The 21,375-nt window shown below is 61.8% G+C and carries 21 protein-coding genes and 1 pseudogene; 6 read left to right on the forward strand and 16 right to left on the reverse strand.

The window, feature by feature from the left end; translation table 11 throughout:
* Positions 1-2: 2 nt before the first annotated feature.
* From ACCQ10_RS11380 to ACCQ10_RS11420, 9 genes and pseudogenes are all read right to left on the reverse strand, one after another.
* Positions 3-968: an SDR family NAD(P)-dependent oxidoreductase gene (locus tag ACCQ10_RS11380; protein ID WP_372360688.1), complete on the reverse strand. Its 966-nt coding sequence runs from the start codon at positions 966-968 to the stop codon at positions 3-5.
* A gap of 100 nt (positions 969-1,068) precedes the next feature.
* Entirely contained in the window at positions 1,069-2,076 is a 1,008-nt protein-coding gene (locus ACCQ10_RS11385) for an alpha/beta fold hydrolase (protein ID WP_372360689.1), read from the reverse strand.
* A gap of 286 nt (positions 2,077-2,362) precedes the next feature.
* Positions 2,363-3,955 carry a carboxylesterase/lipase family protein gene (locus tag ACCQ10_RS11390; RefSeq protein ID WP_372360690.1) on the reverse strand — a complete coding sequence of 531 codons (1,593 nt, stop codon included), beginning with the start codon at positions 3,953-3,955 and terminating at the stop codon, positions 2,363-2,365.
* A 139-nt stretch (positions 3,956-4,094) separates the two neighbouring features.
* A complete protein-coding gene (locus ACCQ10_RS11395) occupies positions 4,095-6,056 on the reverse strand; it encodes a DUF3363 domain-containing protein (protein ID WP_372360691.1) in 1,962 nt (653 codons plus the stop codon).
* A gap of 436 nt (positions 6,057-6,492) precedes the next feature.
* Complete coding sequence (locus tag ACCQ10_RS11400; protein WP_372360692.1) at positions 6,493-7,092, reverse strand: S26 family signal peptidase; 600 nt, start codon at positions 7,090-7,092, stop codon at positions 6,493-6,495.
* Complete coding sequence (locus ACCQ10_RS11405; protein WP_372360693.1) at positions 7,089-7,622, reverse strand: DUF2840 domain-containing protein; 534 nt, start codon at positions 7,620-7,622, stop codon at positions 7,089-7,091. Before ACCQ10_RS11405 ends, ACCQ10_RS11400 begins: the two co-directional genes overlap by 4 nt.
* Complete coding sequence (locus ACCQ10_RS11410) at positions 7,619-7,882, reverse strand: chromosome partitioning protein ParB (RefSeq protein WP_372360694.1); 264 nt, start codon at positions 7,880-7,882, stop codon at positions 7,619-7,621. The genes ACCQ10_RS11405 and ACCQ10_RS11410 overlap by 4 nt, the downstream gene beginning before the upstream one ends.
* A complete protein-coding gene (parA, locus tag ACCQ10_RS11415) occupies positions 7,879-8,517 on the reverse strand; it encodes a ParA family partition ATPase (RefSeq protein WP_372360695.1) in 639 nt (212 codons plus the stop codon). Before parA ends, ACCQ10_RS11410 begins: the two co-directional genes overlap by 4 nt.
* A 253-nt stretch (positions 8,518-8,770) precedes the next feature.
* A pseudogene (locus ACCQ10_RS11420) lies at positions 8,771-9,202 on the reverse strand (replication initiator protein A); the annotation flags it as partial.
* A gap of 68 nt (positions 9,203-9,270) precedes the next feature.
* On the opposite strand from ACCQ10_RS11420, the gene ACCQ10_RS11425 reads away from it, so the two are divergent.
* The 5 genes from ACCQ10_RS11425 (at position 9,271) to ACCQ10_RS11445 (ending at position 14,174) form a co-directional block, all read left to right on the forward strand.
* Positions 9,271-10,373 (forward strand): IS3-like element IS1389-B family transposase gene (locus tag ACCQ10_RS11425; RefSeq protein ID WP_506191953.1). Its coding sequence is split into 2 segments (ribosomal slippage): positions 9,271-9,529 and positions 9,529-10,373, totalling 1,104 coding nucleotides; the frame shifts between segments, so codons are not numbered across the junction.
* A gap of 93 nt (positions 10,374-10,466) precedes the next feature.
* Positions 10,467-11,252, forward strand: a complete 786-nt coding sequence (locus tag ACCQ10_RS11430) for an AAA family ATPase (protein WP_372363111.1) — start codon at positions 10,467-10,469, stop codon at positions 11,250-11,252.
* A gap of 168 nt (positions 11,253-11,420) precedes the next feature.
* Positions 11,421-12,401, forward strand: a complete 981-nt coding sequence (locus tag ACCQ10_RS11435) for an IS5 family transposase (protein WP_372360696.1) — start codon at positions 11,421-11,423, stop codon at positions 12,399-12,401.
* Between the two features lie 72 nt (positions 12,402-12,473).
* Positions 12,474-13,574, forward strand: coding sequence for a hypothetical protein (locus ACCQ10_RS11440; protein ID WP_372360697.1), 1,101 nt, complete (start codon positions 12,474-12,476; stop codon positions 13,572-13,574).
* A 222-nt stretch (positions 13,575-13,796) separates the two neighbouring features.
* The gene (locus ACCQ10_RS11445) at positions 13,797-14,174 is read left to right on the forward strand and encodes a helix-turn-helix transcriptional regulator (RefSeq protein WP_372360698.1); all 378 of its coding nucleotides are present in this window, start codon (positions 13,797-13,799) and stop codon (positions 14,172-14,174) included.
* A gap of 13 nt (positions 14,175-14,187) precedes the next feature.
* On the opposite strand, the gene ACCQ10_RS11450 is transcribed toward ACCQ10_RS11445, so the two are convergent.
* From ACCQ10_RS11450 to folD, 7 genes are all read right to left on the reverse strand, one after another.
* Positions 14,188-14,712 (reverse strand): helix-turn-helix transcriptional regulator, encoded by a 525-nt coding sequence (locus tag ACCQ10_RS11450; protein WP_372360699.1) that lies wholly within the window; start codon positions 14,710-14,712, stop codon positions 14,188-14,190.
* Between the two features lie 4 nt (positions 14,713-14,716).
* Positions 14,717-14,992: a hypothetical protein gene (locus ACCQ10_RS11455; RefSeq protein WP_154350593.1), complete on the reverse strand. Its 276-nt coding sequence runs from the start codon at positions 14,990-14,992 to the stop codon at positions 14,717-14,719.
* Between the two features lie 60 nt (positions 14,993-15,052).
* The gene (locus tag ACCQ10_RS11460) at positions 15,053-16,309 is read right to left on the reverse strand and encodes a tyrosine-type recombinase/integrase (protein ID WP_372360700.1); all 1,257 of its coding nucleotides are present in this window, start codon (positions 16,307-16,309) and stop codon (positions 15,053-15,055) included.
* Positions 16,272-16,523, reverse strand: coding sequence for a hypothetical protein (locus ACCQ10_RS11465; RefSeq protein WP_372360701.1), 252 nt, complete (start codon positions 16,521-16,523; stop codon positions 16,272-16,274). Before ACCQ10_RS11465 ends, ACCQ10_RS11460 begins: the two co-directional genes overlap by 38 nt.
* Before the next feature lie 87 nt (positions 16,524-16,610).
* The gene (gene guaA, locus ACCQ10_RS11470) at positions 16,611-18,176 is read right to left on the reverse strand and encodes a glutamine-hydrolyzing GMP synthase (RefSeq protein WP_039564078.1); all 1,566 of its coding nucleotides are present in this window, start codon (positions 18,174-18,176) and stop codon (positions 16,611-16,613) included.
* Positions 18,177-18,301: 125 nt separating this feature from the next.
* Positions 18,302-19,759 carry an IMP dehydrogenase gene (guaB, locus tag ACCQ10_RS11475; RefSeq protein ID WP_039409741.1) on the reverse strand — a complete coding sequence of 486 codons (1,458 nt, stop codon included), beginning with the start codon at positions 19,757-19,759 and terminating at the stop codon, positions 18,302-18,304.
* Positions 19,760-19,940: 181 nt separating this feature from the next.
* Positions 19,941-20,852 (reverse strand): bifunctional methylenetetrahydrofolate dehydrogenase/methenyltetrahydrofolate cyclohydrolase FolD, encoded by a 912-nt coding sequence (gene folD / locus ACCQ10_RS11480; RefSeq protein ID WP_104579685.1) that lies wholly within the window; start codon positions 20,850-20,852, stop codon positions 19,941-19,943.
* Between the two features lie 49 nt (positions 20,853-20,901).
* Between folD and ACCQ10_RS11485 the strand changes: the two genes are divergently transcribed.
* Positions 20,902-21,237 carry a DUF1244 domain-containing protein gene (locus tag ACCQ10_RS11485; RefSeq protein WP_372360702.1) on the forward strand — a complete coding sequence of 112 codons (336 nt, stop codon included), beginning with the start codon at positions 20,902-20,904 and terminating at the stop codon, positions 21,235-21,237.
* Positions 21,238-21,375: the final 138 nt, after the last annotated feature.

Here is a 21,375-nt window from a genome sequence, read left to right on the forward strand (position 1 = left end):
AGTCAAATCCATTCTGCAGCCAACACTTCACTTTTCATCCAAAGTGCCTTTGCCCGCTTCGGGTCCACGGCATAGGAGCGGACTCCAGTACGGATGCCAGTGGTGTCGTTGATCTCTGCGACATGGCAATCTAGGCAATAATGGCCGCCAATGGCGTCGGCGGACGCCACCGCCGCTGCCCACACGGAGGTCGCCGCGCCCTGAGGAACGGTCTTCCACTGGAGGGGCGGCTCCTCGCGGGAGGCATTGCCCTTTCTCGTCAACGCGATATAAGCCGCCTCCTGCTCGGCGTTGTAGTGCCGTTGCAGTTCCGTGCGAATGGTTCCCGGATGAACAGCCGTGGCGCGCACGCCACGATCCCGGTGGCGGCGATCGAACTCCACAGCAAGCAGCGCGCAGGCAGTCTTCGAACGGGCGTAGGCTATCCACGGATCGTAGTTCGTAGTGTCGAAGTTGAGATCATCCAGGTCGATGTCCGAAAGGGCATGCGCAGCCGAGGACAGAATCACGACCCGGCCGCCTGATGAAATGGACGGGCCGATGCAGTTGAGAAGAACAAAGTGGCCGAGGTAGTTCGTGCCGAACTGTGTTTCAAAACCATCCGTCGTGCGCCCGAAAGGGACACCCATCACCCCGGCATTGGCCATCACAATATCGAATTGGCGCCCGCTTTTGACCAAGTGCTCAGCTGTGGTGCGCACGTCTGCAAGGTTTGCCAGGTCGAGTTCGACCAGCTCGAAGGTTCCACCTCCGTCGCCCGCCGCGTTGCGCACGTGTTCTGCCGCCCGCTCAGCCTTTTCTAAGTTCCGTGCCGTGCCGGTGACATACGCGTGATGCGCGACGAGCGCTCGTGCGGTTTCGACTCCGAGGCCCGCGGAAACACCGGTAATGAGTATTCGTCTACCGGAAAGATCGACATTGTGAAGCACTTCGTCGGTTGTCGAAGTCGCGTCGAATTTACGTGCCACTTGATTTCCCATATTTCATAGATAGAACCGGTGGTGTCTACCTTTCCGCGCCATCCAATATGGCTCTAGCCCGCTGCGCCAATGCGCGCTTTCCGCTGCATTACTCACGTCTAGGTATCGTATCGTTGATCCACCCCGTGAGCACTTCGGCGATGGCATCGCTGTTCTTCTCAAAGAACATCATGTGTCCATTGCCTTGTATTCCCACGTCGGGCAGATAAATCGTACGGGCAGAACCCCCTTTGCTTGCAACTTTGTCTGTAAGCGTCGTACCCAGCTTCTTGGCATGCCCCGTATTCGAGAAGTGGCCTGCGGCGCTATTGACGTTCAGTAACGGTATGTCGCCATCCACCAGCGCCTTGGCAACTTCATCGGAAGCGCTGATAGGGCCATTGTCAAACCAGTTCCCTGGCTGTGGAAATCGTTTTTCGCCACAGTAACCGTCAAGGAGTATGAGAGCCCGGAAGAGATCAGGGCGCCGCAGAACGAGGCGCTGCCCCATCCCGCCGCCCATAGACCAAGCAATAAAGATCGCTGGACCCTCCATGCGATTCACAGCTTCCAAGACCTGTACAAAGGCAGCATCGAGGACATCCTGGGACGTTGGCTTGTTAGGCGTGAGCGTCGCAAGCAACCTGCGTCGCGCATTTTCATCCGTTGGCATTTGATTTCCTTGCACGATGCCATCGCCTGCAAAGCCCCACTGCGGCCCCATATTCCATGCGGCCCATGCGCTGGAGTCTTGTCCCGGCCAGAAGCCAGCATCAACCGGAAATGCGCCGCCAATAACCGTAGCGTTTTGCTCGATGTCGTCAGGATTGAAGCCTGCCCGGCCTGTGCCGGGCGGGTCGACGACAAACACCGGAAATCCGCGTCGCAAGAAATACTGTACCCAGCCCTCACCACCTTCAGCGTTTCCGAGCCAAGCTGCGGCACCGAAATAGTTGTGAGTCAGTATGACTGGGTATGCATTCTCAGCTCGCTCCTCAGGTATGTAGTACTCCACATATGCTTGGTTACGAAGAACTTTCGTGCCAGATGGGCCGGAATTTTTACGTTCAACTTCTTCCCCCCCAGCAGCAAGCCAACCGAACGTTTTCAATTTCATATTATTCTCAAAGAGTTTTTAATTTAATCGCTTTGCCACTGGAAATTGCGGAAGAGGCATGTGAGTCGAACGTCCAACCCGTGAAAGTTTGACGCTGCATAATTAAGCAACCCGAGAAGTTGACTTGAGTATCATTGCTATTCCTCTCCATTCACCCGTCCATGTTCATGGTAGATGCGTCAACTCGTCAGCGTGCTCTCTAAGCCAACTGGGGTCTGCCACCACAATCTCCTTGAGAGCCTTCTGTTCCCAGAGTCATCTTCTCAGATGAGCTCGAAGGCCGGGCTCAATACACCCCTAGCTTGTCCCAGAACTCGCAGTGATGAGCCCTGGCGAACGACATTTCGGTCATACGCGCAGTCGGAAGAACAAAGCTCATGACATTCTGGCGCTTAGCGTTGTACGGCTGCCAGCCACTATTGGGTGCAGTCACATTTAAAGGATTCGACCAATACCGGACCATCTGTGACGCCAGCTTCTTCTGAAGCGGATTCAGCGTAGTCGGAATGCCTGAGCCGCCGTGGAAGCTTGGGAAAAGATAGGCCAGCTCGTAAGTGTGGGCAGCGCCCAGCGCGAAAGTCGTCGGTTTGAGATAGGACGGCGCGGTGCGATCCGCGAATTCATAGACATAAGCCGGTGTCTTCGCCGTAATTCTCCGCGCGGCTTCTTGCGAAGTGCAGGCAAATAGCATGTCAGTTGCCGCCGCTGCAAAGGCCTCGCTCGGCGAAGTATAGGCTGATGCAGGGTACTGCTTCATCACGACTTCGGCATGGTCACCAAAGAAGATCTCCATGGTCTTGGGAAAGCTACTTTCATCGATTGGCTTGCCTGACTCATTCTCAAGATATCCTGCGAAGAAATTTCCTTCGTCGCGTGTGCTTCCAAGGATCACTGTTCTCACGGGATTGATCTGCCCCGTGCTCAACGCGACGCCTGGTTCTATCGGGAGCGTCTTACCGTCTACGATGAACTGTTGGGCGGTAAAGCCGGTTTGATGCGCCAGCACTTGGCTGGTTGGTAGAGCTCGCAAGCAAGCGGCGGCCATCTGCGTGTTGCAATGAACCGCTTCCGCAAAGTCTGAAGCCATCTTCTGAGCGGCATTCAGAGGGCGCGGGGCTCCAAATGTAGGAAATTTGAGAATGTTGGCCGTGCCGCTCATCGCAATGGCGTGCTGAAAAGTTCCCCGTGAAGCAGGGGAGACCAAATGAGCTATGACGCTATCACCGCCGGCTGACTCGCCTGCAATGGTTACATTGTTTGCGTCTCCGCCAAATCTGGCGATGTTGTCATTCACCCATTTAAGAGCCAGTTGCTGATCCAGCAAGCCATAATTGACGCCTGACTTGCCGTCTTCTTGCACTGCAGAATGTGCGAAGAAACCGAAGAGGCCAACTCGGTAATTCAGAGTAACAACAATTGCGCCGCCTTCGACTGCCAGTCGACTGGGATCATAATCGAGCGCCGCGCCAACACGCAGCGCTCCGCCATAAAGCCACACGAATACTGGCAAGAGCGTAGTACTGGAGCGCTTTGCGGTTGGGACGAATACATTGAGATTTAAGCAGTCTTCGCTGCCACCGGCCTTCGCAAAAACGCCTAGATCAGCATTCTGTGCGCATACGCTGCCGTAGGCATTGGCAATGAGTGGGGTGCTCCAAGCACGCGGGGGAATCGGCGCCCTCCATCGCAGATTTCCAATGGGCGGCGCGGCATATGGAATGCCGCGCCAGGACGTTAAATCTCCCTCGACAACGCCCCGAACTGGCCCCGAGGTAGTCTGTACAGGCTCCGTCAGCGACACAGCCTGTGCAAACGCAAGTCCGGGAACGGACAAGGCTAACGCCATCGCTGCGGCAACGATTCGCTGAATGATGTTCATGTGCATCCTTCTTAAAAGGACTTGTCAGGATAGCCATGCGCGCCAATATTGATAATCCACGCCTATTTCCCTTTAGATGTTCCATCATGGAACAAATTAACTAGCCGCATTGCCCCAGTTTCACTCACATTGCTGATATCTATCCAATGGAGTGCTCGCGATGCGGCCCGATCTCCCATGACACTCCGCCTCCGCGTACTGTGGCGGCGAGTTGTTGGCCCAGCCGCTGCTCGATCACCGGCTTCCACGGCACCAGCGAGAAGCCCATGCCGTCATCGAGCATTGCATAGCGCCCACTGGCGAGCATGACCGAACGCCGGTAGATACCGGCCACGCGCTGCCCGTCGGCCACTGGCCGATGCTCCAGCCCGGTTTCAGCGGCAATGTCCTTCGCGGTCTGCGCCAGCTCGCGCCCGCGCAGCGTCGCCAGCAGATTGCGCGCAAGGACGATGCGCTGCCCCCGATGCTCGGCCAAGCCCTGTTCGGCCAGGAAGTCGGCGCGCTGTCGTAGCGCGTCCTTGACCTCGGCCCCAAAGCCCACGCCGGCCAGCCCCTTGCCGCCGCCGATCAACTGCTGGTCAAGCCAGGTGGCGCCGATCACGCGGGCCTGTCGCTCGATGGGCAGGTGTGATTTCAGATCCACCGCGACACCGCCACCAAGGCGCTGCGCATCGTACTGGCGGCCTCGCTCGGCCAGGTCATCGGGGACGCGCCAGACGCCTTCGGCCTCGCGCTCCAAGATGCCGGCACGGCGCAAGACTTCGAGCCGACGGACATGCGCGGCCACCACCTCGCGCGGGTCACGGTCGGGGGTCGCCTGACCTTGGGCGACGGCCAGGTGATGATCGGTGCGGTACACGCCATCGACGGCCAGCGCGGCAATGTTGTGGTCGGCGGCGCGCACGTCAGCCGCGCCTTTCACCTCCACCACCGCGCCGGTCGGGTATTGCTCCAACTCTGAGCGGGGCGGCAACGCGACGTAGTGCGCCTTGCCGTCAGTGCCATCGACGATCAGATAGCCTTTGTCGTACAGCTCGTCGGCCAGACCCTTGCCGACGACGCGACCGATGACGGCGCGGCTATCCCCACTAGACTGGAACACGGTCAGCTCGCGCTGCTTGCCGCTCATCGCCCGTTGCATCGTGCGGATGATGTCGCCACGCTCGCCCATCGCCCGCAAGGTCGGCTCGGCCTCGGCATAGACGGCCCACGCGCCGGGCTGTTGTTCGGTCGCCAGCCCCATGCGTTGTAGGCGTTGCAGGCGGCCGATCAGCACTTGCCGATAGCGTTGCAGTCGGGGATCGGCGAAGCGTTCGGTTCGCACCAGACCATCGTCGCCGGCCTCACGCTGCAAGGTGCGATCCAGGCCCGTCCACCGCTCTTGATCGACTTCGCGCTGCATGGCGCGTTGCACCTCCAGCTCGGTGCGCGGCCCCAACCATTTGGTCGCCAGCTCCGACGCCCGACGGCGCATCCCCTCGGCAATGTAGTCGCGGGAAATGATGAGGTCTTTGCCGGTGTCGTCCTTGCCGCGCAGGACGACATGCGTGTGCGGGTTGTCGGTGTTCCAGTGATCGACGGCGACCCATTCAAGCCGCGTGCCCAGGTCGGCCTCCATGCGCGCCATGAGGTGGCGGGTGTAGGTGCGCAGGTCGTCAAGCTGTTCGGCATCCTCTGGCGAGACGATGAAACGGAACTGATGCCGATTCTCCCGCCCGCGCTCCTCGAACGCCTTGGTGTCCGCCTCGTCAGTCGTCGGCCCGTAGGCCCGCCCTGCCCCGCCTTGGCGATCGACGCCTTCGCGCTCGATGTAGCGCAGGTGCGCGACGGTCGAGCGCGGCCCGGCCTTCGCCAGATTCACCAGACGCGCCTTGATCGTCACGCGCCGCGCGTTCGGCCCTAGCCCTCGACCGGCGAAGCGCGCCGCGACGTGGCCGCGGCCCAGCCGGGAGCCGGGGCGCTGGCCGACCTTGCCTGCTGCCTTGCCGAGCTTCTCGCCAGTCTTGTTGGCCTGCCGCAGCACCTTGTTGATGTAGGCATCGCCACGCTGTTTCGGAGCACCGGGCCGGACGCGGAAGCGATCGTCGTTTCGCTGGCTCATGATGCGGCTCCATCCAAGACCGGCGCAGTCCAGCGGACGAAGCACGCGACTTCGCCAATGCCGATGCGGCATTGCTCACCTTCGCGGCACGCTGTCGCCCCTGAGCGCGTGCCGCGCTCCCCCCATGTGCAGACAAGGTTTTCAAGCGGCGATGTGCCGCGACCTTTTATCTTGCCTTCCGCCTTTGCCCCTCGCTGGCGCTCCGGGCATCGGCGGCCCGGCGGCGCTGCGCTGCTCGCAGCCAGCGCACCGGGGAACGCAGCCACGGCCATCGGCCGGGCGCGTTCAAGGCAAGATGCCTGCACGGGGGAAAGCGTCGCCGGATGTTGCGCGACGTGCGGCGCGGATGCGCTCGCACGACACGCGCGACGACACGGCGACGGCCAGCAGGACGACACGCCGGATGGCACGATGAAGCGCAGCGAATCGGCAGCCATCATTGGCATGTCTCCAGCCAGACCGGATGCGCAACACCGATCACGGTGGACGCGCTGACCGGGCCGAAATACCGGCTGTCGAACGACGACGGATTGGTCACGCTCAACAGGAACAGCTCGCCCGGTTCGAGGCGGCGGCAAAGCTGCAAGGATGGCAGCGGACGGCCCAGCCGGTCGGCACGCAGCACGGCGGCCGAAGGCACGCCGTCGATGCGGACGATGCCGCCCGCGATGCACACCTCCTGCGGCGCGACGGCGCCGATGCGCTTGAGCAGCGGCACGCGCGTCGGCAGGTAGCCGCGTTGCGCAGCCAGCACGGCGGCCTTGGCGGGCAGCGGGACGAGCACGATGCTGTCCACGGACATCGGACGTGGCAGTGAGCCGGCCCGGTAGTCGAGCGGATCGACGCGATACCAGCCGACCGCCACGCTGTCGGACGGGTTGTAGGTCAGGCGCGGCAGCGGCGACACGAAGGACGCCCAGGCCAGCGCAGCGAAGCCGCAGGCGGCCAGTGTCCCCACGACGATGCGAGCGCACCCGCGCGAGCGAGGAAGCGGCGCCGTTCCGTTCGTGTCGGCAGATGGGGAAAGGCTCGTCATGGCAGCGCCCTCCCGGCCAGCCAGGCGGCGTGCCGCTCGGCGGTGTACGCCGGCAGCGGCAAGCGTGCAGCGAGCCGGTTGCCGAGCGTGCGCCAGTACGCGGGCGACACGTCAGCGGGCGCGATACCTTGCGCCTCAATGGCATCGAGCTGGGCAAGCACGGCGCGCACGGCGGGTTCACCTTCGGCGTGCAGCAGCAGGCGCGCGCCCGGCAGCACGCCGGGAATGCGCTGCGCCGCGTCCAGCGGCGTGCAAGCCTGCATCACCATGAGCTGCCAGCGAATCGTGCCGTAGTCGTTGGCGTGCCAGCGGATGCGGCAGAACAACGCGCCCGGCAGGAACACCGCGACGCGCCGCCAGCGGTCGAGCCGGATGGTGCGCGCCGGTTCGCCGAAGCGCAGATACACGTCGATGCGCTGTTCGATGTAGGCGAGCGAAACGCGGGTCAGCGACGCGATGCCGGCCTGGCCAGCGAGCACCGCGAGCGATGGCGGCGGCGCAGTCGTGGCCGCCAGAGCGGATGCGTTCATGGCAGGTTCTCCGTGCCTCTTTCGGGAAACTCGCGTTCCAGCAGCGCACGCAGCAGTTCGGCGACCGTCACGCCTTGCGTGAACGCCGACACCTTGATGCGCGCCCGCATCGCGGGCGTGATGTCGAGGGTCAGGCGCGCGGTGTAGAGGTCGCCTTTCTGGATGCCGTCGGCGTCGCCCTGGCGAACCCACGCATCTGCGTGCGGGTTCGCGGGCGGACGCGCGCCGATGCCGACACGCTTGCCGTTGCGCTGGCTCATGCCGGCCACCGCAGCAGCTCGTCGGTCAGCGCGGCGATCTCGCGGGCGGCGGCGCTGTCCGGTGCCGTCTCGCGGGCCAGCCGGCCAGCGGCCACGCTGTCGGCGAACACGATGCGCTGATGCACTTCCGCGCGCAGCGCAGGAAGCGGCTGTTCGGCCAGCGACTGCCGCGCTTCGCGCCCGATGATGGTGGTACTGACGCGCCGGTTGACGACGAAGGCCGCGCACAGCGCAGGCCGGAACACCTGCGCCTCGCGGATCAGCGCCACCATCTCGGCCGACGCCCACAAGTCGTAGGGACTGGGCTGCACGGGGATCAGCACGCGCTCGGCCGCCAGCAGCGCGGAGCGCGCCAGGGCGGCGATGCGCGGCGGGCCGTCGATGACGATGTGATCGGCGCGACGGGCCAGCTCCGGCGCTTCCTGGTGCAGCGTCTCGCGGGCGAGGCCCACGGCGCTGAACAGCCGTGGCAAGCCTTGCTGGCTTCTGCGCTGCGTCCAGTCCAGCGCCGAGCCTTGCGGGTCGGCATCCAGCAGGATGACCGACTGCCCGCGCATCGCCAGTTCGCCGGCAACGTGCGTGGCGAGCGTAGTCTTGCCGACGCCGCCTTTCTGGTTGAGCAGCGCAACGATCATGGCGCGGCCCTCCGTGTTGGAAAGCCGGGCTTTGGCTGTTGCGCGTGGTGCCGTTTGGCGGTTGTCCACCGAAACGGCGCGCTCTTACCAAAAGTTAGAGCTTTTAAGTTAGGTAAGTTAGAGGACGCCGAAACCCGCGCCGTTATTGGCTTTGCGGCGGTTTCGCACGCCTGATAGCACGATAGGAACACGCCTGATAGCACGATACCCGGCACGCCTGATAGCACGAGGCCGTCCACACGTTGTCCCCGAGTTATCCCCGTGCCGTGAACGGCACGGGCCGGAAGGTCAGCAGTTCGGCGTTGCTGTCCGGCATCCGTTCGATGCCGAGCACGTAGCCGGGCAGCGACTGCCGAGCGACTAGCGCGCGCAGGTCGCAGGCAAAGTCGTAGGGCTGCGCCGTGCTGCCCGACTTGCGATGCAGGTGGCGGAAGTCGAATTGCCAACCGCCAGGCTGCTTGCCGCCATGCTTGCGCACTAGCCGGTATAACCATCGCTCGATGCCGCCTGTCAGCCGGAAATACGCCGGGTCGATGGTCAGCACCAAGGCGGCGTCGAGCACGCCGGCATAGAACCAGTCCGGCAGGATCAGCTCGATACCCAGCGGCGTGCCACGGGCGTCGGCCAGTTCCTTCCATTCGTTGATCCACGAGAAGCGATGTAACCGCCGCCCGGTCGTCTCGCGCGACGTCCCCCCAATTTTGAGTAGCACCTCAGTTTGGAGTCCAATTCCCTACCCCAAGGAGATTGGACGTGAAGAAGCGTTTTTCCGAAGAGCAGATCATCGGCTTCCTGCGCGAAGCCGAAGCGGGCATAGCGATCAAGGACTTATGCCGGCGGCATGGCTTCAGTGAGGCCTCGTACTATCTGTGGCGCAGCAAGTTCGGCGGCATGAGCGTGCCCGACGCCAAGCGGCTCAAGGACCTTGAGGCCGAGAACGCGCGGCTAAAGAAGTTGCTGGCCGAGCAGTTGTTCGAGAATGACCTGATCAAGGATGCTTTGCGAAAAAAGTGGTGAGCGCACCGGCGCGTCGTGCGCTGGTGCGCGAGTGGATCGGGCGTGGTGCCAGCGAGCGTCGTGCGTTGGCGGCGATCGGCATGAGCGCCAGCGCGCTGCGCTATTGCCCACGTCAAGACCGCAATGGCGAACTGCGCGAGCGCATTCTTGCGTTGGCGCATCGCCATCGCCGCTACGGCGTGGGGATGATCTATCTCAAGCTGCGACAGGAAGGACGCCTGGTGAACTACAAGCGCGTGGAGCGGTTGTATCGCGAGCAGCAGCTACAAGTCCGGCGCCGCAAGCGCAAGAAGGTACCGGTTGGCGAGCGTCAGCCGCTGCTGCGGCCAGCGCAGGCCAACCAGGTGTGGTCGATGGACTTCGTGTTCGACCGCTCCGCCGACGGCCGAGTGATCAAGTGTCTGGTGATCGTGGACGACGCAACGCACGAAGCGGTCGCCATCGAGGTGGAAAGCGCGATCTCCGGGCACGGGGTTGCGCGCGTGCTGGATCGGTTGGCACACAGTCGCGGCCTGCCGCAGGTGATCCGCACCGACAACGGCAAGGAGTTTTGCGGCAAAGCGATGGTTGCCTGGGCGCATGACCGGGGTGTGCAGCTACGGCTCATCCAGCCGGGCAAACCAAACCAGAACGCCTACGTCGAATCGTTCAACGGCCGGCTGCGCGACGAATGCCTCAACGAGCACTGGTTCCCGACGTTGCTGCATGCGCGCACCGAGATCGAACGCTGGCGACGCGAATACAACGAGGACCGACCCAAGAAAGCAATTGGCGGCATGACGCCGTCCGCTTATGCCCAACATCTGGCAAACACCGATATCATCAACCCCGGACTCTAAACCCGACCGCTACTCAGGGCGGGGGGACGTCGTCGCTTCATCGGCCGATCTGAGCTTTGCCTTAATTTTAATCAGAAGAAGAAAGGCTATGAGATCATCAGAAACGGCGTGGGTGAGCACGATGGGAATTTGAGCGAAGGTGAGAAGACTGCGATTGCCTTTGTCTACTTCATCACGAAGCTCAAGGAAAACGGAAACAACATCAAGGACACGATTGTCGTCGTAGACGATCCTGTTTCAAGTTTTGACTCCAATCACCTGTTCCACGCCTACTCGTTCCTGAGAACTCAATGCACTGACGCTAAACAGCTTTTCGTGCTGACCCACAACTTCACCTACTTCAAGCTGGTGAGAGACTGGTTCACTGGCACTAATAGGAACCGAGTCAACAAAGGCAAGGCCGAGAATTGCTTCTTCTATCGTCTGGATGCGCCACCTGGCTCCCCTCGTCACTCCCTGCTTGTGGATGCCGACGACTCTTTGAAGAACTACGGATCGGAATACCACTATATCTTCAAGAAGCTCTATGAATACAGGGCGCACACTACTCTCAATCGAGATGAAGCATTCTTGACCGCCAACCTCGCGCGCAAGCTCGTTGAATCGTTCTTCACCTTCAAGTATCCAAAGCGGCGAAGCGACATAAGTCAACTGATGGAAGTTGGGTTGAAAGACTGCACCATCACGACACCAGAGCTTAAGGAAAAAATCTACCGCTTTATCAATAAGTATTCACATAGCGATGTAATTGAAATAACCGAGGAGTCGGCAGAAAACTTGGCCGGTGAAAGCCACAGCGTCATTGGCCACATCTTTCAGTGGCTCGAAGAAGTAGACAAGAAACACTACGACGAGATGGTTCTTGTCGCGACTGATTAAGAGTTGACATGTGCGCGAAGAATAACAACTAGAGGTACTCAATGCCATTAACTGCATATTCAATCTCCGAACAGAAGGAACTTGATGTCGAGCAAGTACTGCTAGGGAACCTCTGAACAACCCACCACAGATACGCGACACTACCCCCCCTCATTTAAAGGATCATCTATGCAGCTGACGTTCGGTGACGCTGAGGGCCTGGGCAAGCGCAAGCAGACCCGGCGCGAGATCTTTCTGGCCGAGATGGAGCAGGTGGTTCCGTGGCAGCAACTGCTCGGGCTGATCGCGCCGCACTATCCGGTGTCGGGGCGGCCAGGGCGGCAGCCGTACGCCCTGGCGACGATGTTGCGGATTCATCTGCTGCAGCAGTGGTATGCGTTGAGCGATCCGGCGATGGAAGAAGCGCTGCACGAGATTCCGACCTTACGGCGATTTGCCCAGCTCGGCGGGTTGGACGACATTCCCGACGAGACCACGATTCTCAACTTTCGGCACCTGCTGGAGACCCATGGCCTTGCCGGGCGGATGCTGGAAGCGGTCAACGCGCATCTGGCGCGCAAAGGCCAGAGCCTGCGGTCAGGCACGATCGTCGATGCGACGCTGATCGCTGCACCCAGTTCGACCAAGAACGCCGATCACGCGCGCGACCCTGAGATGCATCAGACCAGGAAGGGCAATCAGTGGTATTTCGGGATGAAGGCGCACATCGGCGTGGATGAGTTTTCCGGGCTGGTGCACCATGTCCATTGCACAGCGGCCAATGTCGCCGATGTCACGGTGATGCATAGGTTGCTGCATGGCAAAGAAGACAGCGTGTTCGGCGACAGCGGCTACACCGGTGCAGACAAACGCGAAGAATTGCAGGACTGCGAAGCAGCATTCTTCATCGCCGCCAGGCCCTCGACGATCCAAGCCATCGGCAACAAACGCGAGCGTGCCCAGGAACAGCGTTGGGAACGCTTCAAGGCCAGCGTGCGCGCGAAGGTGGAGCATCCGTTCCGGGTGATCAAGCGCCAGTTCGGCTACACCAAGGTCCGCTATCGCGGATTGGCCAAGAACACGGCACAGGTGCTGACCTTGTTTGCACTGTCAAACCTGTGGATGAAGCGAAAGCAGTTACTGCCGGCTATGGGGAGCATGCGCCTATAAACCGGGGAATTCCCACGGAAAGCGCCATAAACGGCGAGAAATCCGAAGCTCCAAACGCGACTCTCCGGAACGATGCCACCTTCCGCCCTGTCGGCATCGTTGTTCAGACCTTCCCTAGTGCTAGCTCGAAAGAACTGGAATCAGGAGCGCAAGACAATCGATCAGATACCGGATTCGTGGCGCGAAATCTTACGTACTGATCTCGAATGCCCGTGCTGCTTTGTGACAGGCGCGGACGTCGTCAAGGAAGCGATTTCTAAAAGCTCGAAAAAGGCAATACGACAAGCATGTTTTCGTTTTGTGTCGCCGGGTCATCGTCCGCAATGCGACTACGCAACAAACGACTCAGCAAGTTTCACACCCGAGAATCTTGTCGCATTCGGAAACGCCAACTCGAATTTGACGAAAGCTGTCCGCGAGCTCGTTTGCAGCGGAATACACACGGGCGAGTTCAGCCAAAAGACGATCCGCGACATGCGCCAGTGGTTTTTTGAGGAGAAGATCAAGACATCTTTTCAGGTAACGCTGGACTCCCGAGTACCTGGTTGGCTTAACACGCTATGGCGGATCGCTAGTCCGTCTCTGGGTCAACTCCCGTCAGAAGTACGACTGACGCGCGAAATTGCTGCCGTGCCCGGTTTCGATTGGTCAATAGAGTCAGCGCGCGTCCTTGGGGCGCGCTATCAAGCAATCCTGGACGGTGTTCGTGAGAGGCGCCTCTGGCTACACCAGATAGTTGATCGTATCGAGTCCCTGGCGAAACGCTATCACGGCGAAACCGTTTTTGATCCGACAATCCTTCAACCCAAGTATGAGCAAAGCCTTTCACTTGCCCGGTTTATTTCCGAGAACTACGGCCCGATTAAACAGGCTAACAGAAGCAAATATGGAGACGTGGCAAGCTGCGTGCTGGCGTTGGCGGCACTTCTTCTGTTCGTGAGCAACTGGAGTCTCAGCCAGGCTATCGCCATCTTCGCTCGCATATCAGCATTAGCGGGTCAGGCCGATCAAACCCTTGGCAACGTGATGGGACTCAATCCTTTTCACGACTACGAAGCGTGGAGCAAACTCCGACAGATTCAAGACCTGGGGATCACCCTACCAGAGAGAACGGATCTGCAAGCAGAACGGCAGCAAATTGAAGCGGATCTAAGGGCGAGCTTTCAAGATTAGGGGTCAGCTCGCACACGGTGCGCAGAGGCACGACGCTCGAACTGGATTCCGCTGGACGCCTTGCAATGAATTGGCGAAGCCATGACCTCGCCATGCCCCTGAGCTTTTCCGTAGCTATCCGTTCTGCAATACGCCTCGCTACGCCCCAACGGGTTTCACCGATAGCCAATGAAAGCCACTATTGCTTCGTGGTTTGCGGCATCAATACTCATGGAGTGCGCCATGGAGAATACCCTGTTACCCAAAATGGGCGGAGCCCAAGAATCCACGAGCCCCGTAGCTACTCCGCTTCCCGGCTCGGCCGCTTATGGGGAACTCCCGCAGTTTCCGAAGTCTGGCGTTTTGCCCTTTCGCCGGACCATCCGCCGTCAGGAGTTGCGGCAGATCGTTCCTCTGGCTGAAACGACAATCTATGAAATGGAACGCCGTGGCGAATTCCCGCGTCGCTTCAATCTGACGTCTCGTTGCGTCGTGTGGGATCTGGCCGAAGTGGAAGCCTGGATCGAAGAACGCAAACAAGCCCGTCGCGGCAGCAACTCTCAGCCGGATGTCCGCCTACGAAAAACCCGCCCTGTTCGGGCGGGTTCGAGCGAAGGATGATGCCGGCGACGCCTCATCCGACCAGTGCCTGCAGTTCCTTGGAAGCCGACCGCGACAACCGCTGGCTCTCCTTCGCCACGTTGATCTGCAGGGCCACCCGCGCCACGTCCAGTATATCCTTGGCCAGCGAATAGCTGCCCTTGGCCTGCAACCAGGCCAGGACGTCGGCCAGATGCCAAATCGACGCACTACCCTCGTGCACCGGCGCAGGAAAACTGCACGGATGCGCCAACATAAGCTTGCGCATGTTCTGCCGGGAAACACCCACGATGTCGGCCACGTCGGTCAGCCCAACCAGATCGGGTGCGACTTCAATCAGCTTGGCCGCCGGTATGGCACTGCGCACGGCAGCCAACGCACTACGCACTGCAGCCTCCGCTCCGGCCGCCTGGCGGGTGAACTCCAGCGCCAGCCGTCCCGGCTGGCCGATGCCGACCAAGGCATCGTCGCAGCCGGCTTCGCCCAGGCGCTCGACCAGCACATCCGGGTCGCGGTCGTCGTCGGCAAGCTGGTACTTCAAGGTGAAGGTGTATTCCATCGCGCTACTCCTTGGCATCGTCATCAGCCTCGCGCTGCTTGCGATGCGTGGTGCAGTTGTCCACGACGCGCCGCAAGGCGCGGGCGTGGTTGCCAGGGTTCTTCGGGGTACTCCATATCGACGTGATGCAAAACTCGCCGCAGCGGCATTCTTCGTCGTTGTACGGACAATAAATCCGCCCCCAGGCGTGGCTGCCGCCAACTTCTACGCGCCAGCCCTGCCCTTCGGCGTGTCTGAGAGCTTCCTCGACCTCTTTCTTCGGATGAGGGGAACGGGCCATCAGTGATCTCCAGTATGAGAATAAACAGCCAGGTTGTCAACTGACAACCTGGCTGCGTTTTCAGGCCGTTGCGCTCAGCGTTGGGACCACGACGTTATCCGGCATCAGCCTCGGCACATACGTCTGCCCGTCGATCCAGGCATCGACCATGTTGGCCCACTCCTGCAGCATGTGACGCCGCTGCTCGGCGTACTCGGCCTTGTTATAGATCGAGCGCGAAGAACGTCCGTCCTCATGGGCCAGACACTTTTCGATCCAGTCGCGGTTGAAGCCGATTTCGTTGAGGAGCGTCGAGCCGGTGCGGCGCAGGTCATGGACGGTGAATGGCTCCAACGGCAGGCCGGCGGCCTTGGCCCGTTCCGCCACGATCTGCGTCACCCGGTTGAGGGTCGCGTTCGACATGCAGCGGTCGGCGTCATAGCGCGACGGCAGCACAAACTTGGAACCGGCCGCGCACGTGTGCAGCGCCACGAAGATGTCGAGCGCCTGGCGCGACAGGTAGACCACGTGAGGATTGCGCCCCTTCATCCGCTGCTTCGGGATAGTCCAGGTCGCGCTCTCGAAATCAACTTCATCCCAGGTGGCTTGGATCAGTTCGCTCTTGCGCACCAAGGTCAGCAGGATCATGCGCAACGCCAGCCGGATGGTCGGATAGGTCGCCACCGACTCCATCTGTCGCGCCATCAGGCGGATTTCAAGCGGCGACAAGGCGCGATCCTTTGGCACAAAGGTCGCGATCGACGCTGCCCCCACATCGGCAGCGGGGTTCTCCACCTTCTCGCCGTGCAAGATGGCGAAGGCATAGACCTGCTTCACGATGTCGCGGATGTGCACCGCAGTGGCGGGCGCGCCGCGCTCCTTCACCTTGTTGCACAAGGTTCGCAAATCGTCGGAGGTAATCTCGTTGAGCTGCCGGTTCTCGAAGGCCGGCAAGATGTCCCGATCGACGATGCTCTTGCGCATCGCCTTGGTGCTGTCGGCCATCCGGGCACCCGCGAGCCACTTCCCAGTCATCTCGCCGAAGGTCTTGGCGGCGGTTAGGCGGCGCTTCTCGCGCTGCTTCTCCAGCGCAGGGGACTTGCCCTGAGCGACGGCCTTCTTGGCGTCGATCAGCTTTTCACGGGCCAGGGCCAGCGAAATACCGGCAGGTCCATAGCGGCCAATGGTGAGGGTTTCGCGGCGTCCGTTTAGACGGTAGTCGTAGCGGAAGGTGACGGTACCGGTAGGCGATACCGTTACGTACATTCCATCGCGGTCTGAAGCCTTATAAATCTTGGACTTAGGCTTGAGATTGCGCAGTGCGGTGTCGGTAAGCATCGAGGTTTTTCTCCTGTTTCGTGACGGCTTTTACCGTCAGGGGCCAGGAGACCTGCTGATGCCGGGAAAGCCGCATAAAACGAGCTTTCCCGAGGAGACCTTTACCGTCAAAGACGGGTTTGGTCCGAATAGTGAACGGGATGGTCTTAATCCGGCCCTCAGTTCTTACCGCCAGTTCCACCGCCAACCCGTTTTGCTGGCTGGCGATAGCCACCGATAGCAGTCGTGACGTATCTTCTTTTAAATCAACACGTTACGGAAGTTTTTCGATAGTCTGCGATAGTCCCCGAAGGACCTAATTTCACTCCCACTCAATCGTCGCCGGCGGCTTGCCGGAGATGTCGTAGACCACGCGCGAGACGCCGCGCAGTTCGTTGATGATGCGGTTGCTCACCGTGCCGAGGAAGTCGTACGGCAGGTGCGCCCAATGCGCGGTCATGAAGTCGATGGTCTCCACTGCGCGCAGCGCGATCACCCATTCGTAGGCACGCGCGTCGCCTACCACGCCGACCGATTTTACCGGCAGGAACACCGCGAATGCCTGACTGGTTTTGTCGTACAGATCGGCCTTGCGCAGTTCGTCGATGAAGATCGCATCGGCCTTGGCCAGCAACTCGGCGTATTCGCGCTTCACTTCGCCCAGGATGCGCACACCCAAGCCGGGACCGGGGAACGGGTGGCGATACACCATCGTGCGCGGCAACCCGAGTTCGACGCCGAGGCGGCGCACTTCGTCCTTGAACAACTCGCGCAGCGGTTCGACCAGGCCCAGCTTCATGTGCTCGGGCAGGCCACCGACATTGTGATGGCTCTTGATCACATGCGCCTTGCCGGTCTTGCTGCCGGCCGACTCGATGACGTCCGGGTAGATCGTGCCCTGCGCCAGCCACTTGGCATTGGCCAGCTTGTTGGATTCTTCGTCGAAGATCTCCACGAACAGGTTGCCGATGATCTTGCGCTTGGCTTCCGGGTCGCTCACGCCCTGCAGCGCGCTGAAATAGCGGTCGGCGGCATTGACGCGGATGACCTTCACGCCCATGTGCTCGGCGAACATCGCCATCACCTGGTCGCCTTCCTGCCAGCGCAGCAGGCCGGTGTCGACGAACACGCAGGTCAGCTTGTCGCCGATCGCCTTGTGCAACAGTGCCGCGACCACCGACGAATCCACACCGCCCGACAAGCCCAGGATCACTTCATCCTCGCCCACCTGTTCGCGCACGCGCGCGATCTGGTCGTCGATGATGTTGGCCGCGGTCCACAGCGTCTGGCAGCCGCAGACATCCACCACGAAGCGGCGCAGCAGGGTCTGGCCCTGCAAGGTATGCGTCACTTCCGGATGGAACTGCACGCCATACCAGCGCTTGTCTTCGTTGGACATCGCGGCCACCGGGATGCGGTCGGTCACGGCGGTAATGGTGAAACCCGGCGGCACCTGCGAGACGTGGTCGCCGTGGCTCATCCACACATTCAGGCGCGCTGCGCCGGCGTGGTCGGTCAGGCCGGAGAACAGCGCATCGGCCGCCACCACGTCCACCTCGGCATGCCCGAATTCGCGTTGATCGGCGGCTTCGGTCGCACCGCCCAACTGCGCGGCCAAGGTCTGCATGCCATAGCAGATGCCGAACACCGGCAAACCGCTGTCGAACACTTGCTGCGGCGCTGCGGGCGCGCCCGGCAGCGTGGTCGATTCCGGCCCACCGGACAGGATGATGCCCTTGGCGCCAAAGCCGGCGATCTCGGACGGATCGTGATCCCATGCCCAGATCTCGCAATAGACCCCCAGCTCGCGAATGCGCCGCGCAATCAGCTGCGTGTACTGCGCGCCGAAATCGAGGATGAGGATCTTGTCGCTATGGATGTTGGTCATTGAGAGCCGGGATTGGGGAGTTGGGATTGGAGATTCGCAAAAACACAAGCCACAACCGCGGCCGGGCGGGGATGCAGTAGGCTCTTACGACTCCCGAATGCCAAATCCCCAATCCCGCGCGCCGGTCATCCGGCGCGATAGTTCGGCGGCTCTTTGGTGATCTGCACGTCGTGGACGTGGCTCTCGCGCTGGCCGGCGCCGGTGATCTTGACGAACTTGGGCTTGGTGCGCATCTCTTCGATGGTGGCGCAGCCCACATAGCCCATGGTCGCGCGTAGTCCACCGATGAGCTGATGGATGATGCCGCCGACCGGGCCGCGATACGGCACACGTCCTTCGATGCCTTCGGGGACCAGCTTGTCGGCGTCGGAAGCGTCCTGGAAATAGCGGTCCTTGGAGCCCTTCTCCATCGCACCCAGGCTGCCCATGCCGCGATAGCTCTTGTAGCTGCGGCCCTGGAACAACTCGACCTCGCCCGGCGCCTCTTCGGTGCCTGCCAGCAGGCCACCGACCATCACCGTGGACGCGCCAGCCACCAGCGCCTTGCCGATGTCGCCGGAATAGCGGATGCCGCCATCGGCGATCAGCGGAATCCGGTCCTGCAGCGCTTCGGCCACCATGTCCACCGCGGTGATCTGCGGCACGCCCACACCTGCGACCACACGCGTGGTGCAGATCGAGCCGGGGCCCACGCCGACCTTGACCGCATCGGCACCGGCATCCATCAACGCCAGCGCGGCATCGCCGGTGACGATGTTGCCGCCGATCACCTGCAACTGCGGGTAGGTCTTCTTGACCCAGGCCACGCGATCGATCACGCCCTGCGAATGGCCGTGCGCGGTGTCGACGATGACCACGTCCACGCCGGCGGCGGCCAGCAGCTCGATGCGCTGTTCGGTATCACCGCCCACGCCCACGGCCGCACCCACCAGCAGTCGCGTGGCGCTGTCCTTTGCCGCGTTGGGGTTGTCGGTCTTCTTCTGGATGTCCTTGACCGTGATCAGCCCACGCAGCTCGAAGCTGTCGTTGACAACCAGGATCTTTTCGATGCGGTTGCGATGCAGCAGCTCCAGCACTTCCTCGTCGCTGGCGCCCTCGCGCACGGTGATCAGGCGATCCTTCTTGGTCATGATGTGGCGGACCGGATCGTCCAGCTTCTTTTCGAAGCGCATGTCGCGGCTGGTGACGATGCCGACCAGTTCGCTGCCATCGACCACCGGCACGCCGGAGATGTTGCGCGCACGCGTCAGCGCGATCACCTCGCCGATGGTGGTGTCCGGGCTCACCGTGAACGGCTCGGTGATGACGCCGGACTCGAACTTCTTGACCTTGGCCACTTCGGCCGCCTGCTGCGCAGGGGTCAGGTTCTTGTGGATGATGCCGATGCCGCCCAGCTGGGCCATGGCCACCGCCAGGCGGTGCTCGGTCACCGTGTCCATCGCGGCCGAAAGGATCGGCAGCTTCAGACGCAGATCGCGGGTCAGCCGGGTTTCCAGGCTGACATCCTTGGGCAGGACGATCGAATGGGCGGGGACGAGCGAGACGTCGTCGTAGGTAAGAGCTTCAGCCTGGATGCGTAGCATCGGCGGACCCGAGTTTGGGGAAGCGCGGCATTTTAACGCATTGGGGCCGGGAGTGGGAAATCGGGATCCGGGATTGGCAAAGGCGCCGTCCCGCACCGCCCCGCCGCTCGTCTAGGATGCCGATGCCCGCCGATCCTGGACGCACTCCGGATCGACCGACGCATGCGCTTCGCCGTTGCCTTTAACGAATCCCCAATCCCGAATCCCCACTCCCGGCCGCATCAGCGGCCTCGATGGTGTTCTGCATCAGCGTGGCCACCGTCATCGGCCCTACCCCGCCCGGCACCGGAGTGATCCACGCGGCCCGCTGCACGGCGGCGTCGAAGCCGACATCACCCACCAGGCGTCCATCCTCGAGCCGGTTGATGCCGACATCGATCACCACCGCGCCCGGCTTGACCCATTCGCCGGGGATCAGCCCGGGCCGGCCCACCGCCACCACCAGGATGTCGGCATTGCGCACGCTGGCTTCCAGCACGTCGGCCGGAGTGAACTTGTGGCAGCTGGTCACCGTGCAACCGGCAATCAACAACTCCAGCCCCATCGGGCGGCCTACGTGGTTGCTCACGCCAACGATGGTGGCATTGCGCCCGCGCACGGGCTGGTCGGTATGCCCGAGCAGGGTCACGATGCCGCGCGGCGTGCAGGGGCGCAGGCCGAATTCGCGCAATGCCAGGTGCCCGACGTTCTGCGGATGGAAGCCATCCACATCCTTGCGTGGGTCGATCCGCTGGATCAGCCGGTTGGCATCCGGAATGCCCGGCAACGGTAGCTGGATCAGAATGCCGTGGATCTTGGGATCGGCGTTGAGCTCGTCGATCAGTGCCGCCAGCTCTGCTTCGCTGGTGCCCTGCGGCAGGTCGTAGTCGAAGGCCTCGATGCCCACCTTTTCCGCCGCACGCCGCTTGTTGCGCACATACACCGACGAGGCCGGATCGCCGCCCACCAGCACCACCGCCAGGCCCGGCCGTGTCTTGCCGGCGGCCACGCGCGCATCCACCCGCAGCTTCAGGCCGTCGAGCAACTCCTCGGCAATGCGCCGGCCATCGAGAAGGCGGGCCGGAGCGGAAGCAGCTGGCGCGGAAGCGGTCATGGGGCGTCAGGTGTAGAGTCGAAGGCCGTCCATTGTCCCCGATTCCGTCATGAGCGACATCACTCCCATCAGCACCTCGAGCAACGACCCGGTCACCACCGCCATCGAGGCGGCCGCGTTTCGCCGGTTGCTGCAGCATCTCAACCAGGATCGCACCGACGTGCAGAACGTCGACCTGATGATTCTTGCCGGCTTCTGCCGCAACTGCCTGAGCGACTGGTACCGCGAAGCGGCCGAAGCGCAGGGGCAGCCGATGAGCAAGGATCAGGCACGCGAGGCGGTCTATGGCATGCCGTTTGCGCAGTGGAAGCAGCAGCATCAAAAAGATGCCACGCCGGAGCAGCTGGAGGCCTTCGCCGCTGCACAACGCAAGCACGCGTCCTGACCTCGCCGCGGTACATGCACAGGTGCGCCGGTCGCGCTGCAGGTGTGCCGCCGCCGGCAGCACTGAGCTGCCACAACCCTGCTAGCAGTTCCTGCGACGCTGCGCAGATCGTGGCGTTGCATGACGTCGCGACCGCTG

It is taken from the genome of Xanthomonas sp. NCPPB 1325 (assembly GCF_041477645.2).
Lineage (GTDB): Bacteria > Pseudomonadota > Gammaproteobacteria > Xanthomonadales > Xanthomonadaceae > Xanthomonas > Xanthomonas cannabis.

What these genes read in the sequence shown, in the direction of transcription:
- ACCQ10_RS11390 (WP_372360690.1), bottom strand. Translation starts at nt 3,955, where the DNA reads ATGAACATCATTCAGCGAATCGTTGCCGCAGCGATGGCGTTAGCCTTG.
- guaA (WP_039564078.1), bottom strand. Translation starts at nt 18,176, where the DNA reads ATGACCAACATCCATAGCGACAAGATCCTCATCCTCGATTTCGGCGCG.
- ACCQ10_RS11445 (WP_372360698.1), top strand. Translation starts at nt 13,797, where the DNA reads ATGGAGAATACCCTGTTACCCAAAATGGGCGGAGCCCAAGAATCCACG.
- ACCQ10_RS11450 (WP_372360699.1), bottom strand. Translation starts at nt 14,712, where the DNA reads ATGGAATACACCTTCACCTTGAAGTACCAGCTTGCCGACGACGACCGC.
- guaB (WP_039409741.1), bottom strand. Translation starts at nt 19,759, where the DNA reads ATGCTACGCATCCAGGCTGAAGCTCTTACCTACGACGACGTCTCGCTC.
- parA (WP_372360695.1), bottom strand. Translation starts at nt 8,517, where the DNA reads ATGATCGTTGCGCTGCTCAACCAGAAAGGCGGCGTCGGCAAGACTACG.
- ACCQ10_RS11435 (WP_372360696.1), top strand. Translation starts at nt 11,421, where the DNA reads ATGCAGCTGACGTTCGGTGACGCTGAGGGCCTGGGCAAGCGCAAGCAG.
- ACCQ10_RS11455 (WP_154350593.1), bottom strand. Translation starts at nt 14,992, where the DNA reads ATGGCCCGTTCCCCTCATCCGAAGAAAGAGGTCGAGGAAGCTCTCAGA.
- ACCQ10_RS11485 (WP_372360702.1), top strand. Translation starts at nt 20,902, where the DNA reads ATGAGCGACATCACTCCCATCAGCACCTCGAGCAACGACCCGGTCACC.
- ACCQ10_RS11395 (WP_372360691.1), bottom strand. Translation starts at nt 6,056, where the DNA reads ATGAGCCAGCGAAACGACGATCGCTTCCGCGTCCGGCCCGGTGCTCCG.
- ACCQ10_RS11385 (WP_372360689.1), bottom strand. Translation starts at nt 2,076, where the DNA reads ATGAAATTGAAAACGTTCGGTTGGCTTGCTGCTGGGGGGGAAGAAGTT.
- folD (WP_104579685.1), bottom strand. Translation starts at nt 20,852, where the DNA reads ATGACCGCTTCCGCGCCAGCTGCTTCCGCTCCGGCCCGCCTTCTCGAT.
- ACCQ10_RS11400 (WP_372360692.1), bottom strand. Translation starts at nt 7,092, where the DNA reads ATGACGAGCCTTTCCCCATCTGCCGACACGAACGGAACGGCGCCGCTT.
- ACCQ10_RS11460 (WP_372360700.1), bottom strand. Translation starts at nt 16,309, where the DNA reads ATGCTTACCGACACCGCACTGCGCAATCTCAAGCCTAAGTCCAAGATT.
- ACCQ10_RS11410 (WP_372360694.1), bottom strand. Translation starts at nt 7,882, where the DNA reads ATGAGCCAGCGCAACGGCAAGCGTGTCGGCATCGGCGCGCGTCCGCCC.
- ACCQ10_RS11440 (WP_372360697.1), top strand. Translation starts at nt 12,474, where the DNA reads ATGCCACCTTCCGCCCTGTCGGCATCGTTGTTCAGACCTTCCCTAGTG.
- ACCQ10_RS11405 (WP_372360693.1), bottom strand. Translation starts at nt 7,622, where the DNA reads ATGAACGCATCCGCTCTGGCGGCCACGACTGCGCCGCCGCCATCGCTC.